Annotated in this window: 16 protein-coding genes and 2 pseudogenes; 6 read left to right on the top strand and 12 right to left on the bottom strand. The window is 70.7% G+C overall.

Features of this window, described 5'->3' with window-relative positions; translation table 11 throughout:
* The 3 genes and pseudogenes from ACFTZL_RS19230 to ACFTZL_RS19220 all read right to left on the bottom strand — a co-directional run.
* Positions 1–272 (bottom strand): annotated as a pseudogene (locus ACFTZL_RS19230) (hypothetical protein); the annotation flags it as partial.
* A gap of 7 nt (positions 273–279) precedes the next feature.
* The gene (locus tag ACFTZL_RS19225; RefSeq protein WP_382583938.1) at positions 280–1140 is read right to left on the bottom strand and encodes an esterase/lipase family protein; all 861 of its coding nucleotides are present in this window, start codon (positions 1138–1140) and stop codon (positions 280–282) included.
* A gap of 171 nt (positions 1141–1311) precedes the next feature.
* Complete coding sequence (locus tag ACFTZL_RS19220) at positions 1312–1758, bottom strand: MarR family winged helix-turn-helix transcriptional regulator (RefSeq protein WP_382583935.1); 447 nt, start codon at positions 1756–1758, stop codon at positions 1312–1314.
* An 88-nt stretch (positions 1759–1846) separates the two neighbouring features.
* Here ACFTZL_RS19220 and ACFTZL_RS19215 point away from each other — a divergent pair, with 88 nt between their 5' ends.
* Positions 1847–2221 (top strand): cupin domain-containing protein, encoded by a 375-nt coding sequence (locus tag ACFTZL_RS19215; RefSeq protein ID WP_382583932.1) that lies wholly within the window; start codon positions 1847–1849, stop codon positions 2219–2221.
* A 16-nt stretch (positions 2222–2237) separates the two neighbouring features.
* Here the strand turns inward: ACFTZL_RS19215 and ACFTZL_RS19210 are convergent, their stop codons facing one another.
* Both ACFTZL_RS19210 and ACFTZL_RS19205 read right to left on the bottom strand, forming a co-directional pair.
* A complete protein-coding gene (locus ACFTZL_RS19210) occupies positions 2238–3212 on the bottom strand; it encodes a hypothetical protein (protein WP_382583929.1) in 975 nt (324 codons plus the stop codon).
* Entirely contained in the window at positions 3209–6667 is a 3459-nt protein-coding gene (locus ACFTZL_RS19205) for a DNA polymerase III subunit alpha (protein ID WP_382583926.1), read from the bottom strand. The genes ACFTZL_RS19210 and ACFTZL_RS19205 overlap by 4 nt, the downstream gene beginning before the upstream one ends.
* A 154-nt stretch (positions 6668–6821) precedes the next feature.
* Here ACFTZL_RS19205 and ACFTZL_RS19200 point away from each other — a divergent pair, with 154 nt between their 5' ends.
* Entirely contained in the window at positions 6822–7850 is a 1029-nt protein-coding gene (locus ACFTZL_RS19200) for a DUF3533 domain-containing protein (protein ID WP_382583923.1), read from the top strand.
* Positions 7851–7911: 61 nt separating this feature from the next.
* Here the strand turns inward: ACFTZL_RS19200 and ACFTZL_RS19195 are convergent, their stop codons facing one another.
* From ACFTZL_RS19195 to ACFTZL_RS19185, 3 genes are all read right to left on the bottom strand, one after another.
* The gene (locus ACFTZL_RS19195; protein ID WP_382583920.1) at positions 7912–8994 is read right to left on the bottom strand and encodes a S1 family peptidase; all 1083 of its coding nucleotides are present in this window, start codon (positions 8992–8994) and stop codon (positions 7912–7914) included.
* Positions 8995–9442: 448 nt separating this feature from the next.
* Positions 9443–10348, bottom strand: a complete 906-nt coding sequence (locus ACFTZL_RS19190) for a S1 family peptidase (RefSeq protein WP_382583917.1) — start codon at positions 10346–10348, stop codon at positions 9443–9445.
* Between the two features lie 188 nt (positions 10349–10536).
* The gene (locus tag ACFTZL_RS19185; protein ID WP_382583914.1) at positions 10537–11733 is read right to left on the bottom strand and encodes a DUF5685 family protein; all 1197 of its coding nucleotides are present in this window, start codon (positions 11731–11733) and stop codon (positions 10537–10539) included.
* 298 nt (positions 11734–12031) lie between these two features.
* Between ACFTZL_RS19185 and ACFTZL_RS19180 the strand changes: the two genes are divergently transcribed.
* Positions 12032–12469, top strand: coding sequence for a cell division protein SepF (locus tag ACFTZL_RS19180; RefSeq protein ID WP_184597617.1), 438 nt, complete (start codon positions 12032–12034; stop codon positions 12467–12469).
* A 51-nt stretch (positions 12470–12520) separates the two neighbouring features.
* Here the strand turns inward: ACFTZL_RS19180 and ACFTZL_RS19175 are convergent, their stop codons facing one another.
* Together ACFTZL_RS19175 and ACFTZL_RS19170 are read right to left on the bottom strand one after the other, a co-directional pair.
* Positions 12521–13711, bottom strand: a complete 1191-nt coding sequence (locus ACFTZL_RS19175; protein ID WP_382583911.1) for an acyl-CoA dehydrogenase family protein — start codon at positions 13709–13711, stop codon at positions 12521–12523.
* A 306-nt stretch (positions 13712–14017) separates the two neighbouring features.
* Complete coding sequence (locus ACFTZL_RS19170) at positions 14018–15622, bottom strand: MFS transporter (RefSeq protein WP_382583908.1); 1605 nt, start codon at positions 15620–15622, stop codon at positions 14018–14020.
* 263 nt (positions 15623–15885) lie between these two features.
* Here ACFTZL_RS19170 and ACFTZL_RS19165 point away from each other — a divergent pair, with 263 nt between their 5' ends.
* Positions 15886–17115: a mannosyltransferase family protein gene (locus tag ACFTZL_RS19165; RefSeq protein ID WP_382583905.1), complete on the top strand. Its 1230-nt coding sequence runs from the start codon at positions 15886–15888 to the stop codon at positions 17113–17115.
* Between the two features lie 227 nt (positions 17116–17342).
* A complete protein-coding gene (locus ACFTZL_RS19160; RefSeq protein WP_382583902.1) occupies positions 17343–18326 on the top strand; it encodes a phosphatase PAP2 family protein in 984 nt (327 codons plus the stop codon).
* A gap of 58 nt (positions 18327–18384) precedes the next feature.
* On the opposite strand, the gene ACFTZL_RS19155 is transcribed toward ACFTZL_RS19160, so the two are convergent.
* Complete coding sequence (locus ACFTZL_RS19155; protein ID WP_382498034.1) at positions 18385–18600, bottom strand: I78 family peptidase inhibitor; 216 nt, start codon at positions 18598–18600, stop codon at positions 18385–18387.
* 429 nt (positions 18601–19029) lie between these two features.
* Here ACFTZL_RS19155 and ctaD point away from each other — a divergent pair.
* A pseudogene (gene ctaD, locus ACFTZL_RS19150) lies at positions 19030–20556 on the top strand (cytochrome c oxidase subunit I); the annotation flags it as partial.
* A 43-nt stretch (positions 20557–20599) separates the two neighbouring features.
* Here the strand turns inward: ctaD and ACFTZL_RS19145 are convergent.
* A partial coding sequence (locus ACFTZL_RS19145; RefSeq protein WP_382583899.1) for a helix-turn-helix transcriptional regulator occupies positions 20600–21485 on the bottom strand: 886 nt, incomplete at its 5' end.

Here is a 21485-nt window from a genome sequence, read left to right as displayed (position 1 = left end):
ACGTCCAGGGCGAGCATCGGGTGCTCCAGGAACGTCCAGGCGCCGGAGGCGGCCGCTTCCGCCGTCGCCTCACGCAGCGCGAGCGCCGTACGGGCCGTGCGGCCCTCGGGTCCGACCGCCGTCAGATCCGGCGTACGGGCCCGGCCCGGCACCGGCTCCGGGCCGCCGCCCACGCGCTCGTGCACGAGCCGGAGCAGTTCCGTGCCCCCGTCGGCCTGTCCGGCCTGAGCCGCCGGACAGGCCCCGAAACGTTTCCCTACACGTGTCAGCAGACACGTGTCAGTCGAACGCCGAAGCACAAGTAGTGGGCCGAGCCCGCCCCGGATCCAGCGCGTTGGCCACCTCGTGGAAGGCGATCCGGTCCAACAGTCCGATGGCCACATGCTCGGAGAGATCGACGGGGCACAGGTCCTGGAGCAGGACGTTGCGCACGTCCGGCCCGCTCAGGTACTGGCTGCGCCACGGCGTGACCACCTCGTCGTACTTGGTGGCGATGACGGTGTAACGCACGCCGGGCACGGTGTCGCCGCCTGCGTTCAGCCGCTTGAGGAAGTCGGAGCCGACGACCTGGTCGGCGAGGGCGGGAGTGTTCTTCGCCAACAGGTCCGCGGCGCCCGGGAAGTAGGGCAGCAGGTTGGTGAGGCCGCTCAGCGTCGTGCCGTGGTTGGAGGGCGCGATGCCGACCAGGGCGTTCACCTTGGCCGCTCCGCCGAGGAACCGCAGGTAGTAGCGGGGCATCATGCCGCCCTGCGAGTGTCCGACGACGTCGGTCTCGGCGGCGCCGGTCGCGGCGAGCACCTTGTCGACGAACGCCTGCAACTGTCCGGCGGACTTCTCGACGGGCCCGAGGCCGTGGAAGAAGGGGACGCCCTCGAGCTGGCCGTAGTCGAGGGAGAAGACGCAGTAGCCCCGGACCTTCAGATAGGGGGCGAGGCCCAGCCAGTTGTCGACGGAGTTCCCGAGGGTGCCGTGGACCAGGACGACGGGGCGGGGATGGGCGGCGGACGGCTTGCAGGAGTAGTCGTTCCAGCCGGCGCCGGGGGCGGCGGCGGCCTGGGCGGTGGTGGCGGGGACGGTGACGGCCGCGGCGGTCAGCAGCAGCGCGGCCAGGGGTCTGAGCACTCGTTTCCAGGGCAGCATCGAGTGATCTCCTTGCGGGTCAAGGGAGGTGCGACGGCACGACGCCTGTGATCCGGATCACGAGGATGCTGTTCACTCGTCAAGTTACGAGCGAGTAGCCAACCTGGGAAGTTACGCGTCAGTAAAAACTTCCAGCGGTAACCGGCGCCGACCGCCCCGCCCGCCGCCCCCTCACCAGGCGGGCCGCACAGGACCCTGGGGCGCGATCCGCAGCAACTGCTCCCGCAACACCCGCACTTCCCCCTCCCCCAGCACCGCGCCCCACTCCCGCACCGCCTCCGCGGCCGCCTCCTCGGCCGCCCGGGTACAGGCCCACCCCCGCGCGGTCAGCACCACCAGCCGCGCCCGCGCGTCCTCGGGGTGCGCCCGCCGCTCGGCGTACCCCTTGCGCACCATCTCGTCGACGAGCTGACTGGCGGCCTGCTTGGTCACCCCGAGATGGACGGCGAGGTCGGTGACCATCGCGCCGTCCGGAGCGAGCCGGGCGAAGGCGAAACCGTGCGCGGGCCGCAGCCCCTCGAAGCCGCGCGCGACGACACCCTCGTGGATGCGCTGTGTGAGCCCGCCGGCGGCGGCGAGCAGGGCGGCGGACAGGGCCATGGCCTCGGAGTTCTGCACGCATGCATTGAAACACCCTTGACGTGACGGTCAAGCAGCTTGACCATATAGTCAAGCTACTTGACCACTTACTCGACCGGAGGCAGCCATGCCCGTCATCCGCTCCTCGGAAGCCGTCACCCACGAGATCCACGGCGCCCGTTTCGTCTCGTACGCCACACCGCTGAGCGGGAGCAAGGAGTTGTGCGCCTGGCGCGGTGAGATTCCCGCCGGCCTCAAGGCCCCGGCGCACACGGTCAGCCGGGAGGAGATCTTCCATCTGCTCGACGGCGAGCTGCTGATCACCCTCGACGGCCGCACCGACCGGGTCACGGCGGGCGACACGGTGATCATCAACCCCGGTGCCACCCTGACCGTGGAGAACCCGACCGGACGGACCGCGTACTCCTGGGTCACCACGTCCATCGGCTTGGAGGCACGCCTGGCCGACGGCACCCGCATCGCGCCGCCATGGGCCAACTGACGTCACGCAGGGGGACCTACGCCGCCAGCCCCCCGGGCATCACCGCCCGCGGCCCGAACTTCGCTCGCGCGCGGTCCGCGACCTCCTCGATACGGCGGACCCGCTCGTCCGCGGGATCGAAGGTCAGCTGGTAGGAGGCCTGGTCGGCGGGGTCGAGCCCCTCGGCGCGCAGGACGATCGCGCGCACCCGGGCGCGCTGCAGACCGAGCGCCTCGTACATGCCGTACGCGGTCCTGGTCAGCGCCGGTGAGTGCGCGGTCGGCTCGGTCAGGGTGCGACTGCGGGTGGTGGCCGACCGGTCGGCGTAGCGCACGGTGAGAGTGAGCGTGCGGCAGACCTTGTCCAGGGCGCGCAGCCGGGCGCCGATCTCCTCGGCGGCCGACAGCAGCGCCCGGCGGTGCCGGTCCGGGTCCAGTTCGTCGCGCTCGAAGGGGCGTTCCGTGGCGAGCGAGCGGGAGACGGCGTTCGGGACGACCCGGCCGCGGTCGACGCCGTTCGCCTTCTCGTGCAGCTCGCGGCCGGCCTTCGCCCCGACCAGCCGCTGGAGCGTGGACAGCGGCGCGGCGGCGACCAGGCCGAGGGTGTCGAGGCCGTAGTCGCCCAGCGTACGGGCGGTCTTGGTGCCGACGCCGGGCAGCGCGGCGACGGGCTTGACCGCGAGGAACTCCGCGATGGCGTCCCGCCCCTCGGGCACCTCGGACGTCACCCCGAGCACGGCGTCGCCCAGCGCGACCCGGGCCAGCATCGGCCCGGGCCCGGCGCCGATCACACAGTCGACGCCGTACAGCGCGAGCGACCGCACCCGGATCACCGAGGCCAGTTCGACGGCGTCCCGCCCGAAGTACCGCTCGGCGCCCCGCAGGTCGGCCAGCGCCCCGTCCGGCGGCAGGGCCTGGACGACGGGCGTGAACTCCTCGAGCATCCCGAGCAGCCGGGGCAACTCGGCCTCGCGCGTCGGAGGCAGCTGGAAACGTACGCAGAGGATGGTCATCCCGCACTCCCCGGACTCTGGTGCCACAACTTCCGTCCCACCGCGGGCCCTTCGCCTGCGGGACGCAGATCGGCCCAGGGGTGCATCTCGTACCCCGTGGGCATGCGGATCTTCCGCTGCTCCATCGGATCCTGGTCAGCGGAGTCCGCCGGTTCGGGCGCCCCCTCACCGTCGTCACCGGAATCGCCGGCGCCGGCCAGCCGGGCCGCGACGCCCTCAAGGCCCTCCTCCCGGCGCACCTCCAGCAGTGCCGCGAGGTTCCAGGCGGCGGCGCCCACCACGCTGAGGCTGCGCGGGCCGCGCCGCTGCACCACCCCGCGCACCAGCAGCAGCCAGGAGTGGAAGACGGTGTGGGCGCAGGCGTCGTGGGAGTCGTCGAAGAAGGCGAGGTCGACCAGGCCCGTGCCGTCGTCCAGGGTGGAGAAGATGACCCGCTTGCCGGACCGGATCGGCGGGGTCTGGGTGGCCGCCTTGGCGCCCGCGACCAGCACCGTCTCCCCGTGCCGCGCCTCACGCAGCCGCCGCGCCGAGACCACGCCCAGCTCGTCGAGGAACTGCCGGTGGTCGTCCATCAGATGGCGCGAGGCGTCCATGGACAGCACGCCCAGCTCGGCACTGAGCCGCTCCGACGAGGTGAGGTCGGGCAGCCCGGCCGGGGCGGTCTTCCGCCCTCCGGCCATCGGAAGCTGGCCACCGCCCGCGCCCCGCGCGCCCCGGTGCAGCTCGGTCAGATGCAGTTGCAGATCACGGCGGTTGGCACCGAACGCGTCCAGCGCCCCCACCTGCGCGAGCCGCTGGGCCAGCGGGCGGCTGGGCCGGCCCCGCTCCCAGAAGTCGACCAGCGAGGCGTACGGCTGTCCCTCGGCGATCCGCGCCGCCTCGGCCTCGCTGATGCCGTGCACATCGGAGAGAGCCAGCCGCAGCCCCCAACTACCGGACACCAGTTCGATACGGTGTGCGATCCCCGACGCGTTCACATCCAACGGCAGCACCGGAACTCCCCGCCGCCGCGCGTCCGCCAGCAGCAGCCGCTTCGGATACATCCCGGGATCATGCGTCAGCAGCCCGGCATAGAAAGCGGCAGGATGATGCGCTTTCAGCCACGCCGACTGGTACGTCGGCACGGCGAAGGCGACCGCGTGCGCCTTGCAGAAGCCGTACGACCCGAAGGCCTCGACGATCTCCCAGGTCCGCTGAATCGTTTCCGCGTCATAGCCCCGGGCCGCCGCGTGCTGCGCGAACCACACCTTGATCCGCCCCTGCGACTCCGGGTCCGACAACCCCCGCCGCACCCGGTCCGCTTCACCACGCCCGCACCTGGTCATGATGTCGACGATGTCGACGATCTGCTCATGGAAGACGACGACCCCGTACGTCTCCTTCAGCGGCCCTTCCAGATCCGGATGCGGATAACGGATCGGCGCCCGCCCGTGCCGTGCCTCGATGAACGGCCGCACCATGTCGGCGGCGACCGGCCCGGGCCGGAACAGCGAGATGTCGACGACGAGATCGTGGAACGTGGCCGGCTGGAGCCGCCCGACCAGGTCCCGCTGCCCCGGCGACTCGATCTGGAAGCACCCGAGCGTCTCGGCGGACCGCACCAGCCGGTACGTCTCCGGATCCCCCGGCGGCACGGCGTCCAGATCGACCCGGACACCCGACACCCGCTCCACCTCCGCCACCGCGTGCGCCATCGCCGACTGCATCCGCACACCCAGCACGTCCAGCTTCAGCAGCCCGAGGTCCTCGACATCGTCCTTGTCGAACTGCGACATCGGAAAACCCTCGCCGCTGGTCGGCATGACCGGCGTGCGCGCGAGCAGCGAGGCATCCGACAGCAGCACCCCGCACGGATGCATGGCCACCCCGCGCGGCAGGGCGTCCAGCCCCTCGACCAGCTCCCACAGCCTCCCGTACTTCTCCTTCTCCCCGGCCAGCGCACGCAGCTCGGGCAGCTCCTCCAACGCCGCGCGGGCATCCCGTGCCCGGATATGGGGAAAGGACTTGGCGACCCGGTCGATCTCGGCCGGGTCCATGGACAGGGCGGCCCCCACATCCCGGATCGCATGCCGCACGCGATACGTCTCCGGCATCGCGACCGTCGCGACCCGCTCGGTGCCGAACCGGCCGATGATCGCGCGGTAGACCTCCAGCCGGCGCGCGGACTCCACGTCGATGTCGATGTCGGGCAGCACGACCCGCTCCTTCGACAGGAACCGCTCCATCAGCAGCCGGTGCTCGATCGGGTCGGCGTGCGCGATCCCGAGCAGATGGTTGACGAGCGACCCCGCCCCGGACCCCCGGGCGGCGACCCGGATCCCCATCCCCCGCACATCGTCGACCACTTGGGCAACGGTCAGAAAGTAAGAAGCGAAGCCGTGATGGGCGATGATGTCCAGCTCATGGTGCATCCGCTCCCAGTACTCCCGCCGCCGGTCGTACCCGCGCAGCACCATCCCCGCCACCGCCCGCGAGGCCAGCGTCCGCTGGGCGGTACGACGCCCGGCGCCGACCAGATGCGGTTCGGGGAAGTGGACGGTACCGATCCCTAGGTCGTCCTCGGGGTCGACCAGACACCCGGCGGCCGCGGCCTCGGTCTGCTCCACCAGCCGATGAGCGGTGTCCCGCCGGAACCCCGCGGCCTCCACGATCCGCTCCGCCGCCCCGAACATGGCCCCCGCCCCCTTGAGCCAGGCCTCGCCGGAGTCCAGCTCCTTGGTCGGGTCGATGGGCACCAGGCGCCGGGCGGCGTCCAGGACGTCGGCGACCGGCCCCAGCCCCGAGTCGGCGTACCGCACGGCGTTGCTGAGCACGGGCCGGATCCGCTGCTCGGCGGCGAACCCGACGGTACGGGCGGCCAGCCGCAGGGACCCTGGACCCGTACCTTTTCGGCCATGCCAGACGGCCTCCAGCCGCAGGTCGTCTCCGTAGACCTCCCGCCAGGGCACGAGCAGCCGCGCCGCGCGGTCGGGACGCCCCGCGGCCAGGGCACGCCCGACATCCGACTCGGGCCCGAGCAGCACGGTCAGCCCCTCGGCGTGCCGGTGCTCCCAGGGCAGCAGAGGCGTAGGCCCCTCCCCCGCATGCGCCGCCGAGACGAGCCGGCACAGCTCGGCCCACCCCCGGGCACCGTCCCGGGCAAGAAAGATCACGCGGGGAGCCGACTCGTCGACGAAGGCACCGCCCCGCACCGGAGTCCGCCGCCGCCCCCGCCGGTCACCGCTCCCCGGAAGCTCCGCTGCCCCCACCGCCAGATCCGCCCCGAACACCGGACGGACCCCCGCCTTCGCACAGGCCTTCGCGAACCGGACGGCACCGGCGAGCGTGTCGCGATCAGTGAGAGCCAGGGCATCCATGCCCCGCTCGGAGGCACGCTCGGCCAGCCGCTCCGGATGCGAGGCTCCATATCGCAACGAGAATCCGGAGACGGTGTGCAGATGCGTGAACCCCGGCACACGCACCTCCCGCACTCGTGAGCCACACCAGCTCTCGAACATCTGTTCCCAGCTACCTCACCCCCACCATAGACCAATTTTCGAATGTGTGTACGACATCCGTTCGGCCCCGCCCCACCTGCGGAAACACCCCACCGCCCCCGACCGTGGAGGCATGCCGCACAGCTCGTTCCTCAGCGAGGTGAAAGACGCCGTCACCCCACGGGCCACCCTGCTCATCCTCGGCGTGATCGCCCTCCAGCTCCTGTTCATCGCCTCCTACGTGGGAGCACTGCACGACCCGAAACCCAAGGACGTGCCCTTCGCGGTGGTCGCCCCACAGGCCGCCTCCGCACAGGCGGTGACCCGGCTGGAACGGCTGCCCGGCTCCCCGCTGGACCCCCGCGCACTGCCCGACGCCGCTGCGGCCCGGAACCAGATCACGAACCGGGACATCGACGGCGCCCTGATCATCAACCCGGCGGGCACCGACACCCTCCTCGTGGCCTCCGGCGGCGGCAGGGTCCTCGCCGGCACCCTGACGACCCTCGTCACCACCCTGGAGAAGTCGGAGAACCGCAGACTCCGCACGGTCGACGTCATCCCGTCCGCCACCCACGACCCCAACGGACTCTCGTCCTTCTACCTGGTGGTCGGCTGGTGCGTGGGCGGCTACCTGGGCGCCGCGGCCCTGGCCATCAGCGCGGGAGCGAAACCGTCCAACCTCGAACGCGCCGCGATCCGCCTGGCGGTCATGGCCCTGGTCGCGATCATCGGCGGCCTGGGCGGAGCCCTCATCGCCGGCCCGATCCTGGACGCCCTCCCCGGCAGCACGGCAGCCCTCTGGGGACTGGGCACCCTGATCATCTTCGCCGTGGGCGCGGCCACCCTCGCCCTCCAGGGCATCTTCGGCACGATCGGTATCGGCCTGGTGATCCTCCTGGTGGTGATCCTCGGCAACCCGAGCGCCGGCGGCGCCCTCCCCCCGCCCCTGCTCCCGCCCTTCTGGAAGGCGATCGGCCCGGCACTGCCCCCGGGAGCAGGCACCTGGGCCACCCGCTCGATCGTCTACTTCGAGAGCAACGCCATGACCACATCACTCCTGGTACTGGCGGCCTGGGCGGTGGCGGGAGCGGCCCTCACGCTGACAGCCGCCGCGCTGCGCAAGCGAGCAGCCACCCCGCCCCCGGCGCACGCGCCGTAGGACACACGCGAAAGCCCCGCCCCTCACACAAGGGGCGGGACTTCACAAAGCTGTGCGTGTGTCAGCCGATCTCGGTACCGGTCGCCGACAGCGCCTCGGTCACCGGCTGGAAGAACGTCTCCCCACCGGAGGTGCAGTCACCGCTGCCACCGGAGGTGAGCCCGATCGCCTTGTCGCCGGAGAACAGCGAGCCGCCACTGTCGCCGGGCTCGGCGCAGACGTCGGTCTGGACCAGACCGTTCACGATGTCGCCGTTGCCGTAGTTCACGGTGGCGTCCAGCCCCGTGACCTTCCCGTCGTGCACCTGGGTCGTCGACCCGCTCCGCGTGACCGCCATGCCGACGGTCGCCTCGGCGGCACCCGAGATCTTCTGGGTCGAGCCGTCGTAGAGGTTCACCTCGCTCGGGTGAGCCACCTCGGCGGTGTACTTGACCAGCCCGTAGTCGTTGTCCGGGAAGCTGGAGTCCGCGTTGGTGCCGATCTCCTTGCCGCTGGAGTCCGACCAGGTGGAGATGCCCTCGGTGCAGTGCCCGGCGGTCAGGAAGAACGGCTCGCCGCCCTTGACCACGTTGAAGCCGAGCGAGCAGCGGCCGCTGCCACCGGTGATCGCGTCGCCACCGGCGATGAAGGGCTTGTACTCCCCCTTCGACCTCTTCAGTTCGGCCTTCGCCCCGAGCTCGTCGACGACCTTCGTCAGCGTCGTCCACTCGGCCTTGGAGACCGTACGGTCGGCGGTCACGACGACCTTGTTCGTCGTCGGGTCGGTCACCCAGGCGGTGCCCGGGATCGTCGCGTCCGCCTTCAGCGTGCTGCGGGCGCTCTTCAGCTCGGCGAGGGAGTTCGCCACGACTCTCGCCTTGGCGCCGGCCTTCTCGACGGCCTTGGCCGCGGCCTCGTCGAGCACGTTCACCACGAGGTTCTTGCTCTTCGTGTCGTAGTACGTACCCGCCGAGTCGGCGCCCAGGTCCTTGGCCAGCGTCGAGGCGAGCTTTCCGGCCGCGGAGACCGACAGGGTCTCGGGCGCGGAGGCCTTCGCGGGCTCACTGGCGTTCGCAGACTGGAAGGTCACTCCGGCGGCGACCAGTGCGGCGACACCCGCACCTGCCAGGGCTGCACGTCGCTTGGGTATGCGTCGGTGCTTCAACTCATGTCCTCCTGTGGGGGGTCGGCCCGGGAGGTTGTGGGGACCTCGCGGGCCGGAAGGCCTTGTTGACGAGCGCCCACTATTCCGAGGACAACGGGGAGCACACAAGGTCGAGTTCAGGACGCGCGTAGATTACGGACCCCACGCCCCCACATTTTGACCGCGCACGGTCAAATCGGACCCAACTCGCACGCGCTTCACACGCGTTCACACTGCAAACATTACGCGTGAGTAATGTGTGTGCACTCTGCGAGGTCTGGCCATGGCTGAAAATCGCCCAACCAAGTAACCCCAATCGGCATCCGAGGGGCGGACATTGATATACCTTTCCCTGCACTCTCCTTAAGGCATGACAAGAAGCCACAAACCGCCCCGCCCCACAGAGGAAAGCCCCCGCACGCAATGCGTGCGGGGGCACAGAACGCTGCCTACTGCTGCCCGGTAGGGCTTAGTACACGCTGACCCCGTAGGCGCTCAGGGCCTCCGTGACGGGCTGGAAGAACGTCGTACCGCCGGAGGAGCAGTTGCCGCTGCCGCCGGAGGTCAGACCGTACGCGGTGCCGTTGCTGCCGTAGAGCGAGCCGCCGGAGTCACCGGGCTCGGCGCAGACGGTGGTCTGGATCAGGCCGGAGACGACGTCGCCGCCGCCGTAGTTGACGGTGGCGTTGAGGGCGGTGACCCGGCCGCTGTGCGTACCGGTCGTGGAGCCGTCGCGGATGACGGTGGTGCCCACGCTCGGGGTGGCCGCGCGCGTGATGTCCACGCCGTTCGCGGTGCCGGGCCTGGCGACGGACCCGCTGTAGCGCACCAGGCCGTAGTCGTTGCCCGGGAAGCTGGAGCCGGCGGTCGAGCCGATGACCGTGGTGCGGCCGGAGTTGGAGTACCAGGTGCCCGCGCCGTCGGTGCAGTGACCGGCGGTCAGGAAGAACTGCTGGCCGCTGCTGTTCTGGACGTTGAAGCCGAGGGAGCAGCGCCAGCTACTCGCATAGATGGCGTCGCCGCCCTGGATGAGCTTGTTGAACGTGCCGGGGGTGCGCTTGATCGTGAGCGCGTCGGCGTTGCCGCCGGCCTGCTGCTTGATCTTCGCGATCTCGGCCTGGGTGACCGTGCTGTCGACGGTCACGAGCACGCGGTCGGTCTTGCTGTCGACGGCCCAGGCGGTGCCCGGGATGTCGGCCTTCAGTATCGAGCCGCTCGCGCTCTTGAGCTCGGCGGCGCTGAAGGTGGTGGGGGTGTCGGACGCGTTCGCGCTGGGGATCGCGATCGCTGCGGCGGCGACGAGGCCGGTGGAAACGGCGATCAGCCGGGTCCGTCTCGAAATGCCGCTGCGGGGGGTGGTGCGCTTGATCCTCACTTTTCGTTCCTCCACAGGGGAAGTAGGGGGCCCTCGTGGGGTCTCGGGCCCGTGAGGCGCAGCCTGGGACCGCGCATCCGGATTCCGAATACGACGTGCCCCTGACAAGCGCTGTGGGGGGAGTATTCGGCCGAACGGCCGGTAGGCGCAAGAGGGCCTTTCAGCCGTCAACCTTTCCTGACAGCGCCTCAGCAGTTGCAGCCGCAGTCGCAGCCGTCGCAGCCGCAGTTGTCACAGCAGTTGCCGCAACAGTCGCAGCAGCCGCAGCAGTCCCCGCATCCGCTGCAGTCGCAGTTGCCGCACTGTCCTTCCTTGCGCTCGCCCGTCCACGGGTCCTGGTACGTGCCGCAGCACAGCTGACACGTACAGGCGAGCCCGAGCCACACCGCGCACCCGGTGAGCAGCCCGCGCCGGTTGCCGCGCGGCGGCTCCGGCGGCAGCGGGGCGCCGGGGCCGCCCGGGGCGCCGGTACCGGGCGGCGCATGGGGGCCTGCCGCCTCCGGACCGGCGGTGTGAGCGCAGGCGGCCGTGCCGAAGGCGCGGTCGACGGAGGTGCGCAGCTCGTGCACGAGGAGCCGGTGCACCAGCCGCCCGTCGGTGAACTCCGCCTCCCGCAGCGCCAGCCGGACACCGTGCACCGCGTCGTCGGCGAGCCGCCGGGCCTCCACGAGGGAGGTGCCGGTCGCGGTGATCGGGTTCCAGGCGCCTGACGCGGCGTCAGCGTGCCGGTCCTCCACGGCGTCCAGCAGATGGGCGAGGCGCCCGAAGAGGCGTCCGGCCTCGGCGAGCGGCCCGGCGTTGTACGGCCGGCCGGCGAGGACCGCCGTGTGCGCGAAGGCGGCGGCGGTCGCGGTCTCGGTCGGTTCGGTCACCGTCAGGAGCGGTGTCCCGGGCCCGGCGAGCGCCTCGATACCGCCCTGCCGGTCCACGGCATCGACCAGGACGGCCGTGTCGAACCCGACGGCGGAGCCGGTCCGTGCCCCGGCCCGGTCCCAGCCCGCCGCGACCCGGCGCGCGGCACGCGCCACCGGCGCCCGGGCCAGCAGCCCGTCGCCGTCGGCGACATGGTCGCGCACCTTGGCGGAGGCGAGCACCAGCGACACGGCCGCCGCGAGCCGCGCTCCCTCACCGTGCGCGACGGACGCGGTGCGCATCCCGCGCAGCGGACACGGACCCGCCGTGCGCCGTCCCGCACCACTCGACGCGCCGGTCGCAGGGCGTGTCTGAGCCTCCGTCAATACAGAGACGAGAAGCCCGTCATAGTTCGTCACGATGCGCGCGAGCTGCCCGTGGTCCCCGCGCAATGCCAGACACAGCCCACACAAATGCGCCATCCACTGAGCGGCGAGACTCTCACCGAGCCGATGCCGACAGGGCCTGACCATTCCGAACACGACGTCCCCCCGCGCTCCGTACGATGATTGGGCGCCGCATAGTATCGGCCAACCGGTTCACCCGTACGCACTGCCCATCACCCGTACGCCGTGAAGAATCATATTTCACTCACAGTCAGCAGTCGTTTACGACAAGGCCCTTGGGAAACACGGACTCTCGACGGAATCGCTGTGCACCAGTACCGTCACAAACCCCCCGTGCGGCGTCTATCCACTTGGCGCGCCATCCGCATCATGGACGACCATAGGGATGCGGAAAGCAGAAAGACCGCTGTGAGAGGAGGCGTCCATGGGATCGGTACGCAAGGCAAGTGCCTGGCTTGGCCTCGTCGACGACAACGAAGACGAGCGTTACTACGACGACGACTACTCCGACGGGACCGAGTCCGGGGAGGCCTGGGTCACCGATCCGCGCGTCAAGGTGGCCTCGGACGTCGCCGAGGAGAGAGGCCGTCGCATCGGCACGGTGACCCCGGACAGCTTCCGGGACGCCCGCGCGATCGGCGAGCTGTTCCGCGAGGGCGTGCCGGTCATCATGAACCTCACGGCCATGGACGCCGCCGACGCCAAGCGTGTGGTCGACTTCGCGGCCGGGCTGATCTTCGGCCTGCGGGGTTCGATCGAGCGGGTGTCGACCCGCGTGTTCCTGCTGACCCCCGCCAACACGGAGATCGTGAACGGCGACCCGGCCGGGCACCGCACGGACGGCTTCTTCAACCAGAGCTGAGGCAGGGCCGCTCACCGGCCCTGCCCCCGCGCAGGGTTCACCGGACGGCGTCTACCGGAAGGCGTCGAGTCCGGTGAGCGCCTTGCCCAGCACGAGCTGGTGCATCTCGACGGTGCCCTCGTAGGTGAGCACCGACTCGAGATTGGTCGCGTGGCGCATCACGGGGTATTCGAGCGAGATCCCGTTGGCGCCGAGAATGGTGCGGGCCGTGCGGCAGATCTCGATCGCTTCTCGTACGTTGTTGAGCTTGCCGAAGCTGACCTGTTCGGGACGCAGGCGGCCGGCGTCCATACGCCGCCCCAGATGATGGGCGAGCAGAATCCCCTTGTGCAGTTCGACCGCCATGTCGGCGAGTTTGGCCTGGGTGAGCTGGAAGCCGCCGATGGGCCGCCCGAACTGCTCCCGCGACTTCGCGTAGTCGACCGCGGCCTCGAAAGAACTGCGGGCCGCGCCCATGGCGCCCCAGACGATTCCGTACCGGGCGTGGGACAGACAGCTGAGCGGTCCGCGCAGGCCGGTGCCCTCCGGAAGTACGGCGTCGGCGGGCAGTCGCACGTCGTCGAGGACGAGCTCGCTGGTGACGGAGGCGCGCAGGGACCACTTGTGCTTGATCTCCGGCGCGGAGAATCCGCTGCTGCCGGTCGGCACGACGAATCCTCGGATGCCGTCCTCGGTCTGGGCCCACACGACGGCGACACCGGCGACCGAGCCGTTGGTGATCCACATCTTGCGGCCGTTGAGCACCCAGTCGGAGCCGTCGCGCTTGGCGTGCGTCCGCATGGAGGCCGGGTCGGAACCGTGGTCCGGCTCGGTGAGCCCGAAGCAGCCGATGACCTCGCCGGAGGCCATACGGGGCAGCCACTGCTGCTTCTGCTCCTCGCTGCCGAACCGGTGGATGGCGTACATGGCGAGGGAGCCCTGCACGGAGACGAGGGACCGGATGCCGGAGTCGGCGGCCTCCAGCTCCAGGCAGGCGAGCCCGTACTGCACGGCGGAGGCGCCGGCGCAGCCGTACCCGCTCAGCGACATGCCGAGCGCGCCGAGCCCTCCGAGCTCCCGGGCCAGCTCCCGGATCTCCGGCAGCTCCCCCTTCTCGTACCAGTCGGCCACATACGGCAGCACCCGGTCAGCGGCCCAGGCCCTGACGGTGTCCCTGATCCCGAGGTCCTCCGGATCCAGCAGGTCGTCGAGGCCGAGGGGGTCGACGGGGTCGAAGGGGGGCAGCTTGGACGACACGGACATGACGACACCCTCCGAGACTCTTTAACTAGCACTGCTAACCATGACGCTACGACCTTCGCCCACCCACGCACCACCCGTAGCTGCCGATTGACGGGTGAAGCTCGCCCGTGGGGGCAGAGCGCCATCGGCGGCTGCGGGCGCTCGACGAGCACGTCACCCCGAGCGCAGCCCACGAGGGACCAGTTCCCCGTTCCCCCCGGGGCCCTCAGACCTCAGCCCGCCCGCAAGCCGCCGACGGCGCGGTACCGCCCACGGGCGACCTCGACCGCTCACTCGGACAGATACGGGCGGTGCGTGGGTGGGCGACTACACAGAGACGCGCGACTCCGCGGCGTCCCTCGGCGCGGGTACCTCCACCGCACCGGCCTCCTCGCACTGCATGGTCCGCGGCAGCCGCAACGCCATCACCGCTCCGAGCAGCAACAACCCCGCACTCACCAGCAACGTCACATGCAGCCCGTGCACAAACGCGTCCCGGGCGGCATGCCGCAGAGCGGCCCCGGCCGACCCGCCGAGCTGCGCGGCAACCTCGTAGGCCTCCCCCAGCGAATGCCCCGCCGAGGAGGACGCCGACTCCGGCACCCCGGACACACCCGACAAGCCGGGCGCGTACGCCGCGTTCATCACGCTGCCGAGCAGCGCGATCCCGATCCCCGCCCCGAGCTGGTACGACGTCTCCCCGATCGCCGCCGCCCCACCGGCCTGCTCCGGCGGCGCCTCGCTCAGCATCGACTCGTACGCCCCGAACAGCGTCGCCTCCAGCCCGAAGCCCAGCAGCACGAACGCCGCCAGCATCAGCCCCCAGTCGTCCGTCCGGCCCAGCGCCGTCAGCAGCACCACCGCGAGCGCCGTGAGGCAGAACCCGACGCTCACCATCCGCCGCGGCCCGAACCGCCGCAGCATCCGCGCACCGGCCAGCCCGGCCGCCATCGCGGCGAACGTCAGCGGCAGCAGTCGCAGCCCCGTCTCCAGCGGCGACAGCCCGAGCACCAGTTGGAGGTACTGCGCCGCGATCAGCTCGAGACCGACCAGCGCGAGCATCGCCAGCACGATGCAGCCGACGGACGTACTGAACGCCGGCCGCGCGAACATCTTGAGGTCGACCAGCGGATACGCCCGCCGCCGCTGCCGCCGTACGAAGGCCACGAGCAGCGCCGCGCCCGCCACCAACGGCAGCACGGTGAGCAGGCTCTCCACCGGCTCCCCGCCCCCGAGCCGCTTGACGCCCAGCACCATGCCGAACAGCCCGGCCGCCGCCATCAGGGCGCCGACGACGTCCCAGGGACCGGTGCCGTCGCCCTTCGACTCGGGCAGCAGCAGCCGCCCCACCGGAAGACTGACCAGCATCAACGGAATGTTGACGAGAAAGACCGAACCCCACCAGAAGTGCTCCAGCAGGAAGCCGCCCAGCAGCGGCCCGACCGCAGCGCCCACCGCGGCCACGGCGCTCCAGATGCCGATCGCGAGCGCCCGCTCGCGCCGGTCCGGGAAGACCTGGCGCAGGATCGACAGGGTCGCGGGCATGATCATCGCGCCGCCCACGCCGAGCAGCGCCCGCGCCACGATCAGTACCTGGGCGTTGTCCGCCAGGGCCGCCATGCCGGAGGCCACGCCGAACAGCGCGTACCCGAGGAGCAGGACCCTTCGGCGGCCGACGCGATCGCCCAGCGTGCCGAACAGGATCAGCAGCGAGGCGCAGACCAGCGGGTAGATGTCGACGATCCAGAGCAGCTCGATCCCGCCGGGCCTGAGGTCCTCGGTGACGGCGGGGACGGCCACGTGCAGCACGGTGGCGTCGACGGCGACCAGCAGCAGGCTGACGCAGAGGACGACGAGAACCACCCAGCGGTTGGCACCGGCCCCGGCCGCCCGACGGCGCAGCGCAGCGGCAGCCGTGGTCGTCCCGGACATGTACGTACCTCCCAGATGTTCCCTCGCCATCGGCGGGCTCACGGGGTGGGGGACGCCCCCGCGACTCGGCCGGAGAGGAGCGGTGGTCTCCGGCCCGCGCAAACGAAAAGCGAGTGACACGTCAGCGTACGCGAGTCCCCGCCGGTGCCTAGTGGCGGACCTCTCACAGTCCCGGCGGAAAGATGTGGCGTACGCCACTCCCCTCTGTGTCGACCACGCCCCGGCCGGCCGCCTGGTTCCGCCCCGGGTCGATAATCGGGCCCGTGACCGATCTCGAGACGCGCGCGGCCCCGTCCCGCGCCGGGGCGCTGCGCCGGGCGGCCCCGGCGCTGCTGGGGTACGCGGCCGTGCGCGCCCTGGGCCTTGTCGCCCTGGCCCTGTGGAGCGCGGCGCGGGACAAGAACGCGTACACACTGCTGACCGCCCGCTGGGACGCGCTCTGGTACACCAGGGTCGCCGAGCTCGGCTACGGCTACGAGGTGCGCCTGGCCAACGGGGACGTGCACTCGAATCTCGCGTTCTTCCCGCTGCTGCCCTGGCTGGAGCGGCTGGTGACGGCGGTGTCCCCGCTGTCGTACGCGGACGGGGGTTTCCTCGTCAGCCTGTTCGCCTCTCTCGCCGCGGCCTGGGGGATCTTCGCGGTGGCCGATCATGTGTACGGCCGCCGGGCCGGGGTGTGCGCGGTGCTGCTGTGGGCCGTCCTCCCGGTCGGGATCGTGCAGTCGATGGCGTACAGCGAGTCCCTGTTCACGGCGCTCGCCGCGTGGGCGCTGTACGCGGTCCTGACCGGCCGCTGGCCGGTGGCGGGCGTGCTGGCCCTGCTGGCGGGGCTGACCCGTCCGGTGGGTCTGGCGGTGGTGGCGGCGGTGTGGGTGACGGCCCTTGTCTCTTTCGTGCGGGACCGACGCGCGAGCGAGCCGGACGGCGCGCGGATCGCGCCAAGCGCCCCCGCCTCCGCCTCCCTTTCCCCTGCCGCTTCGGCTTCCGCTTCCGCCGACGCCTCTCGCGTCCTCGGCATGCTGCTGGCCCCCCTCGGCACCGCCGGCTACGTGCTGTGGGTCGGCCACCACACCGGCAAGGGGCCGCTCGGCTATCTCGACGTGCAGGCCGGGTGGCGCAACGGCTTCGACGGCGGTTACGCCTTCGCCCGGTTCGTCGCCGAGAAGTTCACGTCGTTCCCCTCGGCCCTGGCCGGCGTCGGGCTGATCGTCGGGGTCGCGTCAGTCATCTGGCTGTATCTGGTCGGGGTACGTCAGCGCCAGCCGCTTCCGCTGCTGGTCTACACCGGGGTCGTCACCGCGCTCGCGCTGTGCGCATCGAGCTACTTCGGCTCGAAACCGCGCCTGCTGGTGCCCGCCTTCCCGCTGCTGCTGCCCCTCGCACTGGCCCTGACCCGGCTGCGTACGCGCAGGTCAGCGCTGGTGCTCGGGTCCGTGGCGGTGGCCTCCGCGGTGTACGGGGCGTTCTGGCTGAACGGCTCCGGTCCGCCCTGACCCGCTGTGAGCGCCGGGGGAATTCCGCGCCATGCTCCGGTGAACGAATTCAAAAGCGCAATAAAACCCCCATCCGGAATGATCAAAGGAATTGAAGGCCGCAGCGGCCGACGATTGCAGATTCGGTGGAAATAAACCTCCTCCTGAGAGGAATCCCACATCACATCGTCATCACAAAGCCGTTGATTCGCCCGGGATCTGAGCTCACTCGCTGTAACGTCGATTGGGTGCGTACCGAACCGAAGCTCACCCGTCTGGACCGGGTGTTCGCCCGGCTGGATCGTGAGCCGGAACGACCCGCCCACATCGATGTGCCGAAGATGAGCAGGCACCGCATCGTGCTCATCGCCGCCACCGCGGCGTTCTACGGCGCGATCGTGTGGGCTGTGGTGATCACGTCCTGGCTGGTCCGGCTCGACTGGCAGGTCATGTTCTTCCGGCCGTACCAGCAGTGGTCGGAGATCCACTGGTTCGTCGACTACTACGTGGTGCTCGGCCAGCGCGGCCCGACCGCGGTGATGGTGTCGGCCTGGCTGGGCTGGCGCTCCTGGCGGCAGCACACCCTGCGTCCGCTGCTCGCCCTGGGCGTCTCGCTGCTGCTGCTGAACATCACGGTCGGCGCCGCCAAGTACGGCATGGGCCGGCTGGGACCGCACTACGCGACCATCATCGGCTCGAACGAGATGGGACTGGGCGGCGATATATTTCCGAGCGGTCACACCGCCAACGCCGTGGTGACCTGGGGAATCCTGGCCTATCTGGCCTCCACCCCCAGAGCGCGCCGCTGGCTGTCCGCCGTGTCCGCCGTGACCTCGCTCGGCGTCGGGATGGCCACCGTCTACCTCGGTACGCACTGGCTGAGCGATGTGCTCCTCGGCTGGGTCGCGGGACTGCTGATCATGCTCGCCCTGCCGTGGTTCGAGCCGCTGATCGCCCGTGCCGAGGCCAGGATCTTCGACCTGCGCGACCGCTGGCGGTCCCGCCGGACCGGTACGGCTTCCGCCCCGGTCAGCGCGCCGCCCGTGGTGGTCACGCCGCTGCCCGCCGACCGGGACGACGTCGCGGCCCGCTCGCCCCGGGCACCGGCCTACCTGGCCCCGGGGCCGCACACGGCCCGTTCGGAGCGCGCCCCGGTCACCCCGGCCGGCAGCCGCCGCCCGCCGCACCCGGAGCGGCTCCCGCACGGATCGACCTCCTCGGCCCACCCCTGACGGGTCCCAGCGCGAGAAAGCCCCGGTTCCGGAGCGGAACCGGGGCCTTCGCCGTGTCTCAGCCCTTCCAGGCCCGGGCCACCCGGCCGCCCTTCACCTCGAAGTTCAGCCGTCCCACGCGGTACTCCATCGTGATGATCGCCCCCGGCGGCAGCGAGCGCACCGTCGGCCAGCCGCGCTCCCGCGCGAGGTGTTCGGCCCGGTCGGCCGGCAGGCCGACATAGGTGTCCGGGCTGTCGTCGGGTTCCGCTGAAGGTGTCGGAATCGGTGCCATGCCGCCACGCTATGTCCTGCCCCGCGACCACGGAAGTCCGGCCCCGCGGCACCGGTGGAGTCCGGCCCCGGTCACACTTCTGTCACAAGATCACGACAGGTGTTTCCGGCGATGGCCGTCACACGGACGAGCGGTTCCGTAGGCCTTCCGCAGGCATTCGATCGTAATTCCCGCGTGTCACATGAGCTCCTGGAAAAGCCCGGCGGAAAGTGCCGGGAGAAGTACCCCCGGAACTCCATTCCATTCCGGCGCCGTCACCGGTCCGGCCGAGCCGGCGCCGCACAGGAAATGCGTGGATCGGGCACGGAGAGGCCGATACGCCCCTGTCGGAGCGCGCGGTGACCCGAGCATCATGGCGTGAGCTCGCGGGCACGTGCGGCGCGGGCTTCGGCGGGCCCGGTACGCGATGAGCGAAGGGGCGAGCGAGCGATGGGGACGCAGACCGTACAGCCGACGGCGCCGACCGCGCCGAGGACGCGGCACGGGCGGGTGGTGGTCGACTGGCTGACGACGACGGACCACAAGAAGATCGGCCACCTCTACCTGGTCACGTCGTTCCTCTTCTTCCTGGTCGCGGGTGTGATGGCGCTGCTGATGCGTGCCGAACTGGCCCGCCCGGGACTCCAGATCATCGACAACACCCAGTTCAACCAGGCGTTCACGCTGCACGGCACGATCATGCTGCTGCTGTTCGCGACGCCGACCTTCGCGGGCTTCGCCAACGAGCTGATGCCGCTCCAGATCGGCGCGCCCGACGTCGCCTTCCCCCGGCTGAACATGCTCTCGTACTGGCTGTTCCTGTTCGGCGGGCTGATCGTGCTGGGCTCGCTGCTGGTGCCCTCCGGTCCGGCGGACTTCGGCTGGACCGCCTACGCCCCGCTCAACAGCGCGGAGCGCACGCCGGGTCTCGGGGCCGATCTGTGGATCATGGGGCTGGCGCTGGCGGGCTTCGGCACGATCCTCGGCGCGGTCAACTTCATCACCACCATCATCGGGATGCGCGCACCCGGCATGACGATGTTCCGGATGCCGATCTTCGTCTGGAACACGCTGTTCACGTCGATCATGATCCTGATGGCGTTCCCGGTGCTGGCGGCGGCGCTGCTGGTGCTGGAGGCGGACCGGCGGTTCGGCTCGCAGGTCTTCGACGCGGCCAACGGCGGGGCGATCCTGTGGCAGCACCTGTTCTGGTTCTTCGGGCATCCCGAGGTGTACATCATCGCGCTGCCGTTCTTCGGGATCATCACGGAGATCATCCCGGTCTTCAGCCGCAAGCCGATGTTCGGCTATCTGACACTGATCGGCGCGACGATGGCGATCACCGGTCTGTCGATGATCGTGTGGGCGCACCACATGTTCGCCACGGGTGCGGTGCTGCTGCCCTTCTTCTCCCTCATGAGCTTCCTGATCGCCGTGCCGACGGGCGTGAAGTTCTTCAACTGGACCGGCACCATGCTCAAGGGCTCGCTGTCCTTCGAGACACCGATGCTGTGGGCGACGGGCTTCCTGGTGACGTTCCTGTTCGGCGGGCTGACCGGGGTGATCCTGGCGTCGCCGCCGATGGACTTCCAGGTGACGGACTCGTACTTCGTGGTCGCGCACTTCCACTACGTCGTCTTCGGCACCGTCGTCTTCGCGATCTTCGGCGGGTTCTACTTCTGGTGGCCGAAGTTCACGGGGAAGATGCTCGACGAACGGCTCGGCAAGATCCAGTTCTGGGTGCTCTTCGTCGGCTTCCACACCACGTTCCTGGTGCAGCACTGGCTGGGTGCCGAGGGCATGCCCCGCCGGTACGCGGACTACCTCGCCGCGGACGGGTTCACCACGCTCAACACCGTCTCGACGATCGGCGCGTTCCTGCTCGGCATGTCGACGCTGCCCTTCCTCTACAACGTGTGGAAGACCGCCAAGTACGGACAGAAGGTCGAGGTCGACGACCCCTGGGGCTACGGCCGCTCCCTGGAGTGGGCGACGTCCTGCCCGCCGCCCCGGCACAACTTCACGACGTTGCCCCGGATCCGGTCCGAGTCGCCGGCGTTCGACCTGCACCATCCGGAGCTCGCGGCGGTGACTGCGCAGCCCGAGCCAAAGCGTCATCAAGCCGGTCGCGAGTCCTCCTGATCGCCTCGATCAGCTCCACCGGCTCCAGCACCTCGAAATCGAAGCCCAGCATCACCACGTGGATGACCATCACGTCGAGGCTGCCGGCGCCGCAGCGCAGCAGGCAGCTTTCGGGGCCCTCGGCCTCCAGCACCCCGGCGGAGGGCGAGATGTGGGCGGCGGCCTCCTCCAGGGGCACCAGGAGCCGCACCACGGCGTGGGTGGCGTACACCCGCGTGGAGACGCCCTGGGAGACGTAGGCGGCCAGGTCCTCGGCGGGCGGCTCGCGGGGCACGAAGCGCGGGCCGTGCGGCGGCCGGGGCGTGACGCGGTCCACGCGGAACGTGCGCCAGTCCTCCCGCTCCAGGTCCCAGGCGACCAGGTACCAGCGGCGTTCCGTGCACACCAGGCGGTGCGGTTCGACGCTGCGGCGGCTGAGGGTGCCGTCGTGGCCGCGGTACTGGAAGCGCAGCCGCTCGGCGTCCCGGCAGAGGTGGGCGAGCTCGGTCAGCACGCCGGGATCGACGGCGTCGGGCACGGGGCCGCGCAGCATCGGCACGGTGAAGGCGTTGAGGGCGCCCACCCGGCGGCGCAGCCGGTTCGGCAGCACCTGTTCCAGCTTGGCGAGGGCCCGTACCGAGGTCTCGCCGATGCCCTCGATGCCCTGCCCGGCGGCCGTGCGCAGCCCGACCGCCACAGCCACGGCCTCGTCGTCGTCCAGCAGCAGCGGCGGCAGCGCGGCGCCGGCGCCCCGCGGGGATCCGCCTCCCGGGCCGGGGCTGGCG

This window comes from Streptomyces sp. NPDC056948 (genome assembly GCF_042674225.1).
Taxonomy (GTDB): domain Bacteria; phylum Actinomycetota; class Actinomycetes; order Streptomycetales; family Streptomycetaceae; genus Streptomyces; species Streptomyces purpurascens.
The sequence above is the reverse complement of the archived record's forward strand: the minus strand, read 5'-3'. Positions and strand labels throughout refer to the sequence as shown.

Bases quoted from the DNA above. Each gene is read 5' to 3' on its own strand.
- ACFTZL_RS19225 (WP_382583938.1), bottom strand. From the start codon at position 1,140: ATGCTGCCCTGGAAACGAGTGCTCAGACCCCTGGCCGCGCTGCTGCTG.
- ACFTZL_RS19215 (WP_382583932.1), top strand. From the start codon at position 1,847: ATGCCCGTCATCCGCTCCTCGGAAGCCGTCACCCACGAGATCCACGGC.
- ACFTZL_RS19210 (WP_382583929.1), bottom strand. From the start codon at position 3,212: ATGACCATCCTCTGCGTACGTTTCCAGCTGCCTCCGACGCGCGAGGCC.
- ACFTZL_RS19200 (WP_382583923.1), top strand. From the start codon at position 6,822: ATGCCGCACAGCTCGTTCCTCAGCGAGGTGAAAGACGCCGTCACCCCA.
- ACFTZL_RS19185 (WP_382583914.1), bottom strand. From the start codon at position 11,733: ATGGTCAGGCCCTGTCGGCATCGGCTCGGTGAGAGTCTCGCCGCTCAG.
- ACFTZL_RS19180 (WP_184597617.1), top strand. From the start codon at position 12,032: ATGGGATCGGTACGCAAGGCAAGTGCCTGGCTTGGCCTCGTCGACGAC.
- ACFTZL_RS19175 (WP_382583911.1), bottom strand. From the start codon at position 13,711: ATGTCCGTGTCGTCCAAGCTGCCCCCCTTCGACCCCGTCGACCCCCTC.
- ACFTZL_RS19170 (WP_382583908.1), bottom strand. From the start codon at position 15,622: ATGTCCGGGACGACCACGGCTGCCGCTGCGCTGCGCCGTCGGGCGGCC.
- ACFTZL_RS19155 (WP_382498034.1), bottom strand. From the start codon at position 18,600: ATGGCACCGATTCCGACACCTTCAGCGGAACCCGACGACAGCCCGGAC.